Here is a 15015-nt window from a genome sequence, read left to right as displayed (position 1 = left end):
GACGGCCACTCAGCTTGACCGGATATGCACACCTGAACCCCGAGAGCACCGAGCCCGGCCGGCCCAACTCCACGACATCTCATCGAACTTAGGTAAGCCTTGCCTAAAGATGCCTTACGATGCCGACATGAAGAAGATCATCCGTGTGCTGACGGCGGTGGCGACCGGTCTGGTCCTCACCGCGCCCGGCACGCTCGCCACGCCGGCCGTGGCCGCGTCCGCGCCGGCCGGCGTCTCCAGAATCGAACTCCCGAAGCCCACCGGCGACTTCGCCGTGGGCCGCGACACCCTCCACCTGGTGGACCGCGAGCGCAAGGACCCCTGGGTGCCCACGGCCGACCGGGAATTACTCCTGTCGCTCTACTACCCCGCGCTCGCGCACACCGGAACTCCCGCTCCCTACACGAGCGCTCCCGAGGCCAAGGCGCTGCTGACCGACCGGGGGCAGCTCGGCGAGTACGTCACCCCCGAACGCATCGCGGCCACGAGGACGAACGCACGGACGGGCGCGCTGCCCCGTCCCGCCGCGAACCGCTACCCGCTGGTCGTGCTCTCCCCCGGCTTCACCATGCCCCGCTCCTCGCTGACCACCCTGGCGGAGGACCTCGCCAGCCGCGGGTACGTCGTCGCGGCGGTGGACCACGCGTACGAGTCGGACGGCACCGTCTTCCCCGGCGGCCGGATGCTCACCTGCAAGGCGTGCGAGCAGGTGTTCCCCGACGGGTCGCTGCACCGGGTCTCCGACGGCCGGGCCCGTGACGTCCCGTTCGTCCTGGACCGGCTGACCGGCCCGCACCCGGCGTGGCGGTACTCCTGGCTGATCGACCCCCGCCACATCGGCATGGCCGGGCATTCGATCGGCGGTGCGGCCGCATCGGCCACCATGGCCGTGGACCCGCGCGTGGACGCCGGGGTCAACATGGACGGCACCTTCTTCACACCCGTACCCCAAACCGGTCTCGGCGGCCGTCCCTTCCTGATGCTCGCCGGCGACCCCGCCCTGCTGCCGCCCGACTTCCCCGACACCTCGTGGGAGGACAGCTGGCCCCGGCTGGACGGCTGGAAGCGCTGGCTGACCGTCACGGGAGCCGGGCATCCCGGTTTCACCGACTGGCCCGTACTGGGCGACCAGGCCGGGTACCCGCACCCGGAGACACCGCTGTCGGGCACCCGCTCCCAGCAGATCACCCGGGCGTACGTCGGCGACTTCTTCGACCTGCACCTGCGCGGGAAGGCGGCACCGCGCCTGGACGGTCCGACGGCGGCCGACCCGGAGGTCGTGTTCCACCGCGGCTGACGCCGTGTACGGGGGCTCGGTTCCGCTCCCGCGTGCTCCGCGGGAGCGGAACCGCGCCACGCCGTAGGGCGCTCAGGACGGGTCCGCGTAGCGGGCGGCGAGCGCGGCGGCACGGTCGCGCAGGGCGGTGCGCAGCGACGGCGGGGCCAGGGCTTCCGCGTCCGTCCCGAGCTGCCACAGTGCCCATTCGGCATGTCGTGAATCCTGGAAGGTCAGCTCCAGCCGCAGCCGGCCGTCCGGGTCGGGTTCTTCGGCGCGGACGGCGACCGCGGTGTCCAGCAGGTCCTCCCGCCGCGCCGGGTCGACCCGTACCAGCACGGTGAGGTGGCCGTCGCTGAGGAACCGCGCGGAGCGTTCCCGCCAGATCCGGTCCAGATCGACCCGGTTCGGGCGCTCGGCCGTTTCGGGGAGTTCCTCGGCCGCCAGCACCCGTGACAGCCGGTAAGTACGGTCCGCACCGGATCTCGTGGCCAGCAGGTAGGCCCGGTCGCGTACGGTCACCAGGCCGATCGGATCCACCGTGCGCCACTGCGGTGGCCGGCCGGTGGGCGCGTAGTGGATGCGCAGCTTGTGTCCGGCGAGCACCGCGCGCCGGACCTCGATCATCGTGGTGCCGGGCACCTCGTCGGTGACCGGCCGGCGTGAGAGCAGGTCCGTCTCCGGCTCGACGAGAAACCGCTGGGCCGCGTCGCTCGCGGTGGACCGGTGGCTTTCGGGCAGCGCGTCGACCACCTTACGCATGGCCGAGGTGAGTGCCTGCCCGAGGCCGAACACCCGCTCGCCGCGCCCCGATCCGGCGGCCAGCAGGGCCAGGGCCTCGTCGTGGTTCAGTCCGGTGAGCTCGGTCCGGAAGCCGGGCAGCAACTCGAAACCGCCGTGCCGGCCGCGTTCGGCGTAGACCGGGACGCCGGCCGCCGACAGTGCCTCGATGTCGCGCAGCACGGTACGGGTGGACACCTGCAGCTCACGGGCCAGGGTGTCCGCGGTCAACCGACCGTGCCGGCGCAGCAGCAGCACCAGTGAGACCAGCCGATCGGCGCGCATGCCGGAACCCTAACGAAATACCTGACCAAGGGTGTCGTGATTTGTTGGGAGGCTCATCCACACGACGTCGAGGCCGGCGAGTGCCGGCCGGTGGACGTACGTATTCCCGATGAAACGAATGGAGCTGACGTGGCGATGGAACGAACGGCGGTCAACCCGGTGACGTGGTCGGTGGAGATGGGGTTCAACCAGGGTGAGGTCGTCTCCGGGCAGACCCGGACCCTGTACATCTCGGGGCAGACCGCGATGAGCGACGAGGGCAAGCCACTGCATGACGGAGACATGGCGGCGCAGTTGAAGCTGAGCATCGACAACCTGGAGGCCGTGCTCGGTGAGGCCGGCATGTCTCTCGCGCACCTCGTGCGGCTCAACGTCTACACGACCGACGTCGACCTGCTCTTCCAGCACTACGGCGGGCTGGCGGCGCGGTTGGGCGCGGCCAGGGTCGCGCCGACCACCACGATGCTCGGGGTGACCCGACTGGCGATCCCCGGCCAGCTGGTCGAGCTCGAGGGCACCGCCGTCGCCTGATCGGGCCACGGGTGCCCGTCGCGGGAAATGAAGGGGGATGAGCAGTGCATCGAGGCGGGGCCGGGGCCGGCACAACCACCCCGGTGACCCCGGCCACGCCGACCGGCCCTGCTTCCCCCGGTGGCCCGGTGTGGGTTCCCGGCTCCACGGAACAGCCGGATCATGGCTTGTACCTGATCAAGTGCGCGGGTCGGCCGGTTGCCGGAGGGGGCCGGACGCCGCGAGCGGGGAGCGCACGCCGAACCACTGCTCGGCGCCGTACTCCTCGAACCTCTCCACCTCGGTGAATCCCAGCTTCGCCGCGAGGCGCATCGCACGGTCGTTCGCGCTCTGGGTGCAGAGCACCACGGGCTCGCCCGGAAGCGCGTCGGCGAACCAGTCGAGTGCCGCCGCGCACGCCTCGGCGGCGTACCCGTGCCCCCACGCCTCCGGGAGGAACATGCAGCCGAGTTCGGCCTCTCCGGCTTCCGGGCGGACGTGACCGCGGCGTTCCGGGTCGCGCCGATCGAGCGTGATCATGCCGATCATCGCCCCGTCGACATCGATCACGAAGAAGCCAGGGCGCCGCCCGGGCACCTCGGGTACCGCGCGTTCGAGTTCGGCACGCGGTCGAGGGCCGCCGACGTAGGTGCCCACCTCCGGCGATGCGAACAGCTCGATGAAGGCCGCAAGGTCCCGGGCCTCGGACTGGCGCAGTACGAGCCGTTCGGTCCTGATCGGGGCAGGCGGCCAGGTGTCAGCTCCGAGTTCGATCATGACGGGAAACTTATCGCAGGCCCGCAGGAATGATGCGTCCTGTGCGCGGGGCAGCGGCGGTGAACAGCTCCATCAGCCGTGCCTGCGGACCGTGTGCGACAGGCATCACGCCCCGGCGGGTTCCACGCCCAGGGCGTCCAGCACGGCGCGTACGGCTGCGTCCGGCGGCGGCTCCGGCCCCGACCGGAGCACGGCGACGACGGACTCCGGCTGCCCCCGCTCGCACAGGGCCCTTGCCAGTGTCATGGAGACGCTCGGGTGCAGTCCGGTCTCCGTGTGCGTGCGCAGGACGCTCAGCATGGTCCGCAGCGGCAGTGGTCCGCGCCTGTGATCCAGCTCCCGGACGGCGAACATCCCCAGGACGGAGTCCCGGCCCACCGCCAGCCTGCCGAGCAGCCTGGTCACCGAGTCCTGCGGGTGGTGGACGAGGCGGTGGTACGCGCCGTAGTGCTCGTCCGGGTCGGCGGCCACGTGCTCGGCCAGATACCCGGCCAGCTCGTCGACCAGCGCGTCCGGAAGCGCCCGGCAGGCCTCGACGGCTCGCGCGGCCGCCTCGACGTCGTCGGCCACGGCCCGGCGAAACGCCGCCACCAGGTGCTCCTCCAGGGCCCGTTCCAGCACGGTGCCGCCCGCCCCCCAGACCTCTCCCAGCATGCGGACCGCGTGCAGCACCCCGCCCGGCCGGTCCGCGAGGTGGACCAGCAGCCGCCCGAAGCGGGCCCTGCCGGCCCCGGCCAGCACCGGACGCCCCAGCATGGCGAGGGTGTCGTCCCAGCGGCCGCCGTCGGCGAGGTGGGCGTCCACGGCAGCCAGGGCCTCCGCTTCCGGGAGTTCCGCCAGATGACGAGCCGTCAGATACTCGGCGAACGACCGGTGGAGGAAGAGGTACGGCTGCGCCCGCCCTCCGCTGGGATCGCCCAGCGGCTGAAGCACACCCGCCTCCACGGACAGCGTCCGCAGCACGCCCGCCGCGTCCCGTCGCAGCTCGGTGAAGGCGGGCCCGGCGGTCCGCAGCGCACGCAGCACCTCCTCCCGCGGCATCACGTCCGTCCAGCCGTCCTCGTTCCGGTGGGCGAAGTGGAACGCGACCGGTCCGAGCAGGTCCAGCAGGCGGTCCGCCTCGATGTCTTCGGCCGCCGGGGGCCGTTGCTCGTGCACCAGGAACCGGCGCAGCATCCGTTCGTACAGCTCGCTCTTGGCGGCAGGAAGGTCCGGTGTCCCGTTCGCCGCGCCCTCGGGGATCTCCTCGGCGAGCGCGCACAGCAGGGCCAGCAGCAGCGGTACCCCGCCCAGGCCCGGTGTGCGGATCCGCCTGATCACGGAGGCACGGGCGGCGGAGGTCAGCGGCCATGTGCCGACGAGCCTGGCCACGGCCGCGTGATCGAGTGGCTCCAGGACGAGCTCCTGCCACAACGGGCCGCCGGCGGTGGCGGGCGGGCCGGGGTGGCCCGCCCGCCTCCCGGCTACCACGATCGGCAGGGCGGCCGGGGCGGTGGCCAGCAGGGTGTACAGACGGGCACGGGCCTCCGGGCCGGGGAGTTCGTCGTAGGCGTCGAGGAGCAGTACGAGCCGGCCGTCGGCGGCCGCGCGTGCCGCTACCGAGTGGTCGGCCGCCGTCAGGACGCCCAGGGCGACGAGGTGGCCCGCCAGCGCGTCCGTCAGCAACCGCTCGGTCCGGCAGGCCAGGTCCCCGCACCGGAGCAGGACGGGTACGGGCGGCAGGCCGGGGTCGCCAGGGACTCCGGAGTCTCCGGGGGCGCCGGGGTCGCCGGGGTCGCCGGGGTCGCCGGGGTCGCCGGGCGGGTGCGGCCCGACGAGGACCGCCTCGGCCAGTCGGCGGGCGTGCATGCGCAGCAGCCAGGACTTGCCCATCCCGGCATCGGCGAGCAGCACGATCCGCGGATGCGCGGCGGTCACCCTTGCCCAGGGCACGCGGTGGCCCCTACCGGTGGACGGGCGGACCGAGCGCGGCTGGTCGAGGGCAGCCGGGTCCATCCCGGCGGGCAGGTAGTGGGGCACACCGGCCCGCTCGACGGCCCGTACGAAGTACGAAGCGAGGTCGATGAGCACGGACCGCTCGGGTTGCGGCTGTTGTACGGGCACCGGCCGGGACGCGGGCCCCGGGGTGGGTGCGGGGGCGGCGGGGGCGGGCTGGGGGCAGCTGCCCGCGGGCTTCGGCGCCTTGGCCGCGCTCCGTTCGTCGGCCGCCTTCTGCCGCAAGCCCAGCCACCAGCCTTCCCCCCTCGGTCGGAGGCCGCTCCGGTTCTGGGCCCGGGGTTCGAGCAACCGGATGAGAAAGCGGAACGGCGCATCGGCCTCGGGTACGTAGTCGCCGGACAGCCAGCCGCTGAGCTTGGACTTCCCCAACTTCGCGACCGGGGTCTGCCTTCCCCCTTGCTCCTCGATCCGTGCCAGGGGCAGGCCCGCCGCGGCCACCAGATTCCGCAGCTCTTCGGCGAGCCGGTCACGCGCCTCCGTGTCCCCCATGGGGTCTCCCCGTTCAGTCCGAACCTTCACCGAACCGCCATTTCACCAGGTCCGACCTGGGCCGACGCCCGGTTCAGCGGAATGTCCGCTCGCTGAACCGCGCCTGCTCCAGGCTCTCTTGCTCCTGTCGGACAACGGACATACGAGGGAGAGGACGATGAAGATCTTCACGGCACAGGAGCTGGACCGGCAGCGGGCGAACAGCATCCCGTCTCGGGAGTTCGGGCCGCCGGCGTCAACGCGGCGGGACGTGCGTCCCAGTGCCGCGCGTCGCTCCGGCAGGCGCCGCCGAACCCTGCGGTCCCTGACCCGCACGGCAGGACACGGCATCGTCCGCGGAGCGGCGACCGCCTTCGGCACCTTCGCGATGGGGTCGGCCATCTGGTGGCTCCAGCGGCGTTGACCGGGTGCGGCAGCCGCTGATCCGGCGGAGTACGGGTTCCGCGCAGCAGCCGGGCCCCGGGGACCATGGCTGGTCCCCGGGGCCCGTGGTGCGGCCGGCTTCGGGCCGCATCTGCGCGGCCGCGGCCGCGGTGGCGGTGAGCCGGTCGGCGGGTCCGGCGCCGGCCCCGCCGCTCGGCCTCAGTTGTCGACGAAGGTGAGACTGGTCGCGTCGTAGCGGGTGCCCGCGACCTGCTCGGGTGGGGCGGCGGCCTCGATGGCGGCGAGGTCGTCGGAGGACAACTCGACGGTCAGGGCTGCGAGGTTCTCCTCCAGGTAGCGCTGTCGCCGGGTGCCGGGGATCGGCACCACGTCGTCGCCCCGGTGCTGCACCCAGGCCAGGGCGAGCTGGCCGGCGGTGACTCCCTTCGCCTCGGCCAGCTCGTTCAGCTTCTCGACGATCAACAGGTTGCGTTCGAGGTTGCCGTCGGCGAAACGCGGCTGGCTGCGCCGCACGTCGTTCTCGGCCAGACCTTCGACCGAGCTGTACCGGCCGGTCAGGAAGCCGCGCCCGAGCGGGGAGAACGGGACCAGCCCGATGCCGAGTTCACGGCATACCGGGACGATCTCGGGTTCGAGGTCGCGGGTCCACAGCGACCACTCACTCTGCAGCGCGGCGATCGGGTGCACCGCGTGCGCCCGTCGGAGGGTGTGCTCGCCGGCCTCGGACAATCCGAGGTGGCGGACCTTTCCGGCCCGCACGAGTTCGGCCATCGCGCCGACGGTCTCCTCGATCGGCACCTGCGGGTCGACCCGGTGCTGGTAGTAGAGGTCGATGTGATCGACCCCGAGCCGGCGCAGCGACGCCTCGCACGCCTGCCGCACGTACGCGGCGTCGCCCCGGACACAGGTGGGCTCGCCCAGGCGGTTGGCGAAGCCGAACTTCGTGGCCAGCACCACCTCGTCGCGGCGCCCGGCGACGGCCCGCCCGATCAGTTCCTCGTTGTGCCCGGCGCCGTAGAAGTCGGCGGTGTCGAGAAGGGTCACCCCCAGGTCGAGAGCATGGTGCACGGTGGCGATGGACTGCGCGTCGTCCGTGGCACCGTAGCCGTGGCTCATGCCCATGCATCCCAGGCCCTGCGCGGAGACCGCCAGACTGCCCAGATGCCGGATGGGAACGTCGGTCATGCTGCTGCCTCCTGAACTCGCAATCATGCTCAGGACGTTAGGTGTTGGAGCACACTCCAAGTCAACCCGGCGCCACCAAGGGCGGCCGCGGCGTACGGTGAGCGGAGCCGGCACGCCGCCCGCGGCCCTCAACAGGAGAGAACTGCCCTCATGCGCACGGTTTTCGCCAGCCAGGTGATCGAGTGGCGTGGACCTGCGCCTTTCTACTTCGTCCCCGTGCCGGAGGAGGCGTCCGCCGACGTACGGCAGGTGGCTTCGGCGGCCACCTACGGCTGGGGCGTCGTCCCTGTAGAGGCGAGTATCGGCGAGGTCACCTTCGAGACGTCGCTCTTCCCGAGGGAGGGCGGGTACTTGCTGCCCGTCAAGAGCGCTGTCCGAACGCCGCTGGGGCTGGGGGCAGGAGACGAAGTGACGGTGGAGATGACGGTGCGCCTACCGGGCTGACCGCTTCCGGTCCTGCCGACGGCGCCACCTTCACCCCCGTGGACCCGCACCGTCCGAACCCCCACCTGACCTGGCCCTTCCAGGCTTCCCGGAGCTGATCCTCAGTCCCGGGCGCCGGCTCCTCCTCTCCGATGGCACCCAGGCCGAACCTCCTCCCACCGCATCAGGCATGGGGGCAGCTCTCGCACCGGCCGACGACAGGAACGGAAAATGTTTTCCGCGGACGCCTATCGAATGGCCGTTCGCTGGGAATGCTGCGTGTAATCTCCCGCCCAGCCCGACGCTCTCCCACGGCGTTGCCCGGGCGGGCCTTCCGTTCTGAGCCTTCGGGAGGTACTACGCCATGCGGTCGTCCCCCACTCCGTCGCCGGCCCCCAGCCGCCGCGACATCCTCACCGGCCTCGGCCTGGCCGCTGCCACGCCGCTCGTCCTCGGCATCACCACGCGCCCCGAACGCCCCAGCCACCCCGAACGCCCGCACGTCCCGGTCGGCCCGGCGGTCCTGCTGCGTGGCGCCTCCCTCGTACTCACCATGGACCCGGCCCTCGGCAGCGGCGCCCTCGGCACCCTCGACCACGCCGACGTCCTGATGCGGAACGGCACCATCGCCTCCGTCGGCACGGGCCTGCGGCCACCGCCCGGCACCCGGATCGTGGACGCTTCGGGCAAGCTGGTCATGCCGGGGTTCGTCGACACCCACACCCACCTCTGGCAGGCGGTGATCCGCGGGGGCTGTACCGACGGGGACCTGTTCGGCTGGTTCACGCGATGTACCGACCCCCAGCGGGGCCGGCTCACCGCCGAGGCCCTGCACAGCTTCGTACGCCTCGCCGCCCTCGACGCCGTCCAGTCGGGGGTGACCACCCTCGTGGACTGGGTGGACATCTTCTCGTACGACCTCATCGAGAGCTATGTACGGGCGCTGGCCGGAACCGGAGTGCGGTTCACCTACGCGATGTTCCCCTCCGAAGCCGACCCGACGCTGGTCGCGAAGGTGAAGAAGGAACTCGTCGACCCCGTGCCGCTGGGCGGCTTCCAGGTCGCCACGCACGCGGCACGAGCCGTCCAACACCTCAACCACGTGCACTGGGAGGCCGCCCAGGACCTCGGAGTCATGCTCAACTCCCACGTCCTGGAACGCCCCGAGCAGCGCGCCGACGATCCCATCGGGGTCCTCTCCGACATCGGCGCCCTCGGTCCGCGGCTCCTGATCAACCACGCGATCCACCTGACCGACGACGAGATCGCCGCCGTCGCCGCGCACGACGTGCGTGCGGCTCACTGCCCGCTCAGCAACATGCGGCTGGCCTCCGGCATCATGCGGCTGTCCGAGTTCGGGCGACGGGGCGTCAAGGTCGGCCTCGGCCTGGACGGCGGCACCAACGACAGCTCGGACTTCCACGCGCTGATGAAGACGGCCATCGGCCTGCAGCGCGCCCGCGCGACGGAGGCCGGGATCTTCCCGCAGGTGTCCGACGTCCTGCGGATGGCCACGCTGGGCGGCGCCGAGGCACTCGGGATCAGCGACCGGACGGGCTCCCTGACCCCCGGAAAGCGGGCCGACGTCGTGGTCGTCGACCCGGCCGCCCTGAACTTCGCGCCGCGCTTCGACTGGGTCGGCCAGACCGTCTTCAACGGGCGGCCCGAGAACGTCGAGGCCGTGTTCGTGGACGGGCGACCCCTGAAGTTCGGCGGCCGGCTCGTGGACGTCGACACGAACCGCGTCGTACGGGAGGCGGAGACGGCCGCCGCCCGACTCCGCGCGGCCGGATAGACCACGCCGGCCCGGCGGACCGTACGCCGCCCTCTTCCGGTCCTTCCGGACCCCCTCGCCCCGGCTGCGGTGGCGTGATCGCATGCCTGCCGCGGTGGCCCGGCCGCGCGCCGGACCGGACGCTGTTCCGGTCCGGTGGGGCCCGCCTCACCCACCTGCCCCTCACCGCGCCGAGGCCGGTGCCGCGGGGTCAGCCCACCGCGTCCCAGGCCCTCATCGGCCCGTCCAGCCAGGCGGGGGGCAGCTCGGCGGCGTCCCACTCCTCCCCCAGTGCGGCGGCCGCCGGCGTGGCGAGCCGCTCCAGCACGGCGACGCTGGTGGCGGAGTGCAGGAGGGAGTAGCGGCCGTGGATGGCGGTGGCACTGCCGGGCCCGTACTCCACGTACAACCGCTCCAGACGGGCCCGGTGCGCCGCGGCGAATTCCGCCAGCCGGCCGGCGTACCCGGCCCTCTGCCGGGGGGTCATCGTGGCGAGGACGGCACGGAGCACCTCCTCGGTGACCTCGGGGTCGAGGTCGGAGGCGGCGGTGAAGGTGAGGTAGAGGGGGGTGACGGCCGCCTTCGCCTGCTCCACCTCCATGCGCCCGACCGGCGGCCGGGGAGCCGCGGCGGCGCTGGGTCCGTCGGGGTCGACGGTTCGCCGCAGTGCCCGTTCGGCGATCCCGCCGAGCTCGTCGGTGGCGGCACGGGCGCCGTCCAGCCAGCCGGACTCGTACGGCTCGCCCTTGTCCCCCGGTACGGACGCCCCGAGCGCGCCGACCTCCTCGCACGCGCCGGCCAGGGCTCCCGCCTCGACCAGGGCGATCAGGCCCTCCGCATCGTCGGCGGAGACCCCCGCCCGGCCGAGCAGCTGGAGCAGCGTCCTCTTCGCGTTCAGGACGCTGACCGAGTCCAGCTCGTGCCGGTTCTCCTCGGCGGCATGCATCGGATCCTCCTGATCCCATGGGACGGCGGTGCGCTGCGCTGCCGCGGAGCGCACCGTTTGAAGGTTCAACGCGGAATGGGGCTGCTGTGATCCCTGAGGATGCCCTGCTGCTCGACGACTGTATCCGTTCGGCGGAACGAGCGCCTCGACCGCCTGGAGGGCGCGCGGCATCCCTTGACCAGGCGCGGAGCGGCTCCTCTTCGCTGCGGGGGCGGGTCAGCCCAGGACGAGGGGGAACCTCACCGCCGCGTCGCGCAGTTCGGCCCGCTGCGCGTCGGTGGGCGCGCTGCGGCCGGTGCCGACCAGGAGCGCGTCCCGGTCGGTGAACGACGTGGGGAACGCCGCCCCGGCGATGCGCTCCAGCATGGCGCGGGAGCGGGCCAGGCACTCCTCGGGCGGCCGGATCCGCGCGCCGGGGAGGTGGGCGATCAGGTCGAGGTGGTGCAGCGTCCACTCCAGGACGTACGCGCCGAGGTAGTCGCCCACGGTGAGGACCTCGTCGCGGGTGCCCACCCGGGCCCTCGGGTCGGCGAGTCCGGCGGCGCGGCAGGCGGCGGAGCCGACGTCGTCGAGGTGGAACCGGAGCAGGTGCGGGTCCCCGTACGCGGCGGCCAGCCGGACGGTGAGGGCGTCGAGCGGGTCCTCGCCGCTCGGGGGCCGGTCCTCGACGTGCCAGTAGGTCACCGCGTCGACGGTCGGCTCGGTCGCGGCGGGGGTGGCGAGGGTGATCAGGACGTCCTGGGCATCGATGACCAGGTGGCACACGAGGTCCCGTACGAGCCAGCCGGCGCAGCCCGACGGCCGTGCGAAGTCCGCGTCGGGGATCTCGGCGACAGCAGTGCGCAACGCCGTCCAGGAACGGGTGAAGAGGTCCACACCGGCACCGTAGTGCGGCGCCCTCGCGGCGGACAAGCGCGGCCGTCCGGGCCGGGCCGGGCGTGTCCCCGTCGCCCGGCGCCGCCGGATCCGATCCGTTCGGGGCCCGGTTTCGCCTGCGGACGGCAGTCCGGGAGGTTCGAACGGTCCTGGCGTGATGACGTCGGGCAAACCTCAGGTCTAAGGTGTGCCGGTGATCTTCAAGAGGAAGCGGAAGGCTTCAGACCTGACCGCCACTGTGCTCGAACTGCAAGAGGCGGTCGCCGCTCGCGACGGTGACCGCACCGAGCGTGCCTTCACCGCCATGATGAACGGTGTGCAGTCGGCGTCGGACCCTGAACGTGTCCTGGCAGGGCCCCGGCTGGCAGCACTGCTGCCCGCCTTCCCGCCCATCGGTCCGCGGCCGATGCTCGCGATGGCGGCCGGCTTCTGCGTCGAGCGCGGGGCCGATCCCGTGGCCTGCGCCGAACCGATCCTCGACAGCGTCCACCGGGACCTGCTCGACGCCCTTGAGTTCGCCCGCCGCTGGACCGCCGCCGGCGCAGCCGAGGACGAACTGCCGGAGCCGGACGAGAAGATCATTGACGACGCCCTGCTGGCCCGCCTGGGCGGCGACGTGCACGAGGCTACGCGGCTGGCACTGGCCTGGTGCGCGGTCGAACAGTGGCAGCCGCCCGCGCTCGCTGTACTGTGCCGCAGCGCCGAGGTGCGCCGCCGGCACGCATCCGCGATCCTTCCCACCTGCCGGGAACTGGCGGCCCTGGAACGGCACGACCTCAAATGCCTGGCCTACGCGCTGGCGGTGCTGGACGACGAGCCCCTCGTGGTGCTGCACAGGCCCACCGGGACCGGGTTCGAGATACGCATCGGTGGCATCGGGGACAACTTCCAGCTGCACACACTGCTCGCCCACGTCCTCATCGGCGGCGGCCACGTCCCCGGCACCAGGCCTTCGCCGGAGAGCGTCCGCCTGGCCACGGACCCCGAGCCCGCCCAGGGACGTACCCAAGCCATCGCGACCGGGGCCTTCGAACTCCTCGCCCCGGACGGCGAGCGGATCTGGAACGAGGGGCTTCCGGACGACATCCCCGTCGTGGAGGGACGCCGCCTGCTCGTGCTCGACGAGCCGACGTACCAGCGCAGCTGGAACGCCGACCGGTTCTTCCCGCACCTGCCGGGCACAGCCGATCTGACCCGCGTCCTGACCGCGGACGAGACACGGACGTGGCTCGCCCGCACCTCGCCCGGCGACCCCGCCGGCCGCCCTTCCTGACCCGGCGGACCGGGCCGTCACCCCTGTGGGCGACCACCAGGCCGTCTCTTCAGGAGCTACCTCCAGCCCTGACCACACCCGTCAACCGCGTTCCCAGTAGGTACAGGAGTGCGGGACGCCCCCAGCTTCTGTGGTGGGGTCGGGACAGCGCGAAGGCGTGCCACTCGGAACGGGAGCCCGCTCCCAGCGGGTCGACCCCGAACCAGGATTCTCCGGTTCACCCAGGTAGAGGGTGGCTGCACCACATGACAACACGAGCGCCAGCCATCCCGCCCCTGCCCACAACCAGACCTTCCGCGACACCGCTCCCCCCTCGACCGCGATTCCCCTGGGGAGCAGTCTGCCTGGCTGACCCACGCGGCGCTCACCTCGATCGCAGCGGCGCCGTCTCCCGGCGGCCGGGCAGGCCAGGCCAGGGTGTAGGGCTTGCGACTATTCCAGAGGTTTACGCGCTGCCGCCACAATCCTCTCCAGCGCCGAGGCGTGCCGCTGGAATGCCTGGCGCCCGTACGGGGTGAGGCGGAGGTGGGTGTGCCGTCCCGTGCGGTTCCGCGTCTTGCGGGCTTCGACATACCCGGCCTCCGCCAAGGCGGCGACCTGCTTGGACAGGGCCGAGTCGCTGGTACCCACCGCGTCCCGGACGAATCCGAACTCCACCCAGTCGGCCGGAGCCAGGAGCGCGACCACCGAGAGGCGCGCCGGAACATGCAGGAACTCGTCGAAGTCCGGATCCATCAGGCGTGGCCGTTCCTGCGGATGACATTCCGGACGACCGGGCGCAGCGCGTACGAGGCGGCCACGGCTGCAAGGGCGGTGACAGCTGCGGCGAGCGTGTGCCGTGCCGGCAGATTGAGGAAGCAGGCGCCGATGACCACCGCCCAGAAGAGCACGAGAAGAAGGGCCCCCATGGCCGCGTAGAACAGCACCTCCGTGCCGGCGGTCTTCCGGCGGACGGGAGCCCTGCGCTGGTAGACGAAGAGCCCTCCCAGGGCCATACCGTTCCCTGCCAGGACCGCGGCCGTGTTCCAGGGGTTCCACTGGTCGCCGCCCACCGCAACGCCCGTTGTCCGTGACCGACCGCCCCACCTCCCTCCCCCCGTCCGCCCGCTCAGGAGAGCCCGCCCGTGCAGAAGACCGCCCTCGTCCCCTACGCCCGCCTGCCCCGTGCGCACCACGACCGTCACGTACTGACCAGCACCGTCGACGTCTTCGGCGCCGCCCACTGGCTGCTCGCCGAACGGCCTCCGGAGCCCAGCGGCGATGTCCGGCCCTTCGATGCGCTGGTCGTCTCCGTCGACCCTCACGCCGACGTCGAAGTCACCGAGCTGAGCGCCGTGCGAGCCCGGTGGCCGCACCTGGACCGCCTGCCCGGCGGCGGGTTCGTCGTCGCCGCGTCCCGCGCCCGCCGGTACGAGGACGCGGACCAGGTCCAGGTCTTCGACGAGCTCGGCCGCGAGGCTTCGTCCTTCTCCGTCGGGGACGCCATCGAGCACCTGCTCGTGGACGAGACCGGCCACATCTGGGCCGGGCACTTCGACGAGAACCCGGCGGGAATCCGCCGCTGGAGCGCCACGGGCCAGCTCCGCTGGATGTCCGGTCAGGTCCGCGACACCGGATGGATCATGGACTGCTACGCCCTGAACGTGTCCGGCACCGTCGCCTGGGCCTGCCCCTACACCGACTTCCCGCTCCTGGAGATCCGCCCGGACCGGCCCGACCGGCCGGTGAAGGTACGGGCGAACACCGTGCGGGGCGCCAATGCGGTGGCCGTCCACGGCGGGCGGGTCGCCTTCTACGGCGGCTATGGCGAAGAGCGGGACCGGCTCGCCCACGGAGAACTCACCGAGACCTCCGTCGAGCCGACGGAGATCGGTCTGCTCGCCCTGCCCGACGGCGCTCCCCCAGGCCGCCGGCGGGCCGTCGCACGAGGAAGCAGGATCTACGTCCAGGCCGAACCGTTCACCGCGTGGGGCGTGTTCGACCTCGGCGGGTGAGGCCCGTCGCCCGAGACCCGTAACCACCTTCGCGGTCCGGATCAC

The 15015-nt window shown here is 72.4% G+C and carries 15 protein-coding genes; 7 read left to right on the top strand and 8 right to left on the bottom strand.

Translation table 11 applies throughout. The features are described 5' to 3' along the window. Positions 1-127: 127 nt before the first annotated feature. Positions 128-1297 (top strand): alpha/beta hydrolase family protein, encoded by a 1170-nt coding sequence (locus tag KO717_RS36120; protein WP_301373970.1) that lies wholly within the window; start codon positions 128-130, stop codon positions 1295-1297. Between the two features lie 72 nt (positions 1298-1369). On the opposite strand, the gene KO717_RS36115 is transcribed toward KO717_RS36120, so the two are convergent. Next, positions 1370-2341 carry a helix-turn-helix transcriptional regulator gene (locus tag KO717_RS36115; protein WP_301373969.1) on the bottom strand — a complete coding sequence of 324 codons (972 nt, stop codon included), beginning with the start codon at positions 2339-2341 and terminating at the stop codon, positions 1370-1372. Between the two features lie 135 nt (positions 2342-2476). On the opposite strand from KO717_RS36115, the gene KO717_RS36110 reads away from it, so the two are divergent. Further along, positions 2477-2872: a RidA family protein gene (locus tag KO717_RS36110; protein WP_301374961.1), complete on the top strand. Its 396-nt coding sequence runs from the start codon at positions 2477-2479 to the stop codon at positions 2870-2872. 177 nt (positions 2873-3049) lie between these two features. Here KO717_RS36110 and KO717_RS36105 read toward each other — a convergent pair whose 3' ends face one another. After that, a complete protein-coding gene (locus KO717_RS36105; RefSeq protein ID WP_301373968.1) occupies positions 3050-3628 on the bottom strand; it encodes a GNAT family N-acetyltransferase in 579 nt (192 codons plus the stop codon). 105 nt (positions 3629-3733) lie between these two features. Then, positions 3734-6115, bottom strand: a complete 2382-nt coding sequence (locus KO717_RS36100) for an NACHT domain-containing protein (protein WP_301373967.1) — start codon at positions 6113-6115, stop codon at positions 3734-3736. A 157-nt stretch (positions 6116-6272) separates the two neighbouring features. Between KO717_RS36100 and KO717_RS36095 the strand changes: the two genes are divergently transcribed. Beyond that, on the top strand, positions 6273-6518 hold the full coding sequence (locus KO717_RS36095; protein ID WP_301373966.1) for a hypothetical protein: 246 nt from the start codon (positions 6273-6275) through the stop codon (positions 6516-6518). Positions 6519-6697: 179 nt separating this feature from the next. Here KO717_RS36095 and KO717_RS36090 read toward each other — a convergent pair whose 3' ends face one another. Then, positions 6698-7684, bottom strand: coding sequence for an aldo/keto reductase (locus KO717_RS36090; protein ID WP_301373965.1), 987 nt, complete (start codon positions 7682-7684; stop codon positions 6698-6700). A 150-nt stretch (positions 7685-7834) separates the two neighbouring features. Between KO717_RS36090 and KO717_RS36085 the strand changes: the two genes are divergently transcribed. Both KO717_RS36085 and KO717_RS36080 read left to right on the top strand, forming a co-directional pair. After that, on the top strand, positions 7835-8128 hold the full coding sequence (locus KO717_RS36085) for a DUF1905 domain-containing protein (protein ID WP_301373964.1): 294 nt from the start codon (positions 7835-7837) through the stop codon (positions 8126-8128). A gap of 343 nt (positions 8129-8471) precedes the next feature. Further along, positions 8472-9902: an amidohydrolase family protein gene (locus KO717_RS36080; protein ID WP_301373963.1), complete on the top strand. Its 1431-nt coding sequence runs from the start codon at positions 8472-8474 to the stop codon at positions 9900-9902. 190 nt (positions 9903-10092) lie between these two features. Here KO717_RS36080 and KO717_RS36075 read toward each other — a convergent pair whose 3' ends face one another. Both KO717_RS36075 and KO717_RS36070 read right to left on the bottom strand, forming a co-directional pair. After that, on the bottom strand, positions 10093-10827 hold the full coding sequence (locus KO717_RS36075) for a hypothetical protein (protein WP_301373962.1): 735 nt from the start codon (positions 10825-10827) through the stop codon (positions 10093-10095). Between the two features lie 216 nt (positions 10828-11043). Further along, positions 11044-11703 (bottom strand): maleylpyruvate isomerase N-terminal domain-containing protein, encoded by a 660-nt coding sequence (locus KO717_RS36070; protein ID WP_301373961.1) that lies wholly within the window; start codon positions 11701-11703, stop codon positions 11044-11046. Positions 11704-11896: 193 nt separating this feature from the next. On the opposite strand from KO717_RS36070, the gene KO717_RS36065 reads away from it, so the two are divergent. Continuing rightward, positions 11897-12976 carry a hypothetical protein gene (locus KO717_RS36065; RefSeq protein ID WP_301373960.1) on the top strand — a complete coding sequence of 360 codons (1080 nt, stop codon included), beginning with the start codon at positions 11897-11899 and terminating at the stop codon, positions 12974-12976. Between the two features lie 432 nt (positions 12977-13408). Here KO717_RS36065 and KO717_RS36060 read toward each other — a convergent pair whose 3' ends face one another. Continuing rightward, complete coding sequence (locus KO717_RS36060) at positions 13409-13711, bottom strand: transcriptional regulator (protein WP_301373959.1); 303 nt, start codon at positions 13709-13711, stop codon at positions 13409-13411. Then, on the bottom strand, positions 13711-13971 hold the full coding sequence (locus tag KO717_RS36055; RefSeq protein ID WP_301373958.1) for a hypothetical protein: 261 nt from the start codon (positions 13969-13971) through the stop codon (positions 13711-13713). Before KO717_RS36055 ends, KO717_RS36060 begins: the two co-directional genes overlap by 1 nt. A 129-nt stretch (positions 13972-14100) precedes the next feature. On the opposite strand from KO717_RS36055, the gene KO717_RS36050 reads away from it, so the two are divergent. Then, positions 14101-14970, top strand: a complete 870-nt coding sequence (locus KO717_RS36050) for a hypothetical protein (RefSeq protein WP_301373957.1) — start codon at positions 14101-14103, stop codon at positions 14968-14970. Positions 14971-15015: the final 45 nt, after the last annotated feature.

This window comes from Streptomyces xanthophaeus, assembly GCF_030440515.1.
GTDB lineage: Bacteria > Actinomycetota > Actinomycetes > Streptomycetales > Streptomycetaceae > Streptomyces > Streptomyces kutzneri.
The sequence above is the reverse complement of the archived record's forward strand: the minus strand, read 5'-3'. Positions and strand labels throughout refer to the sequence as shown.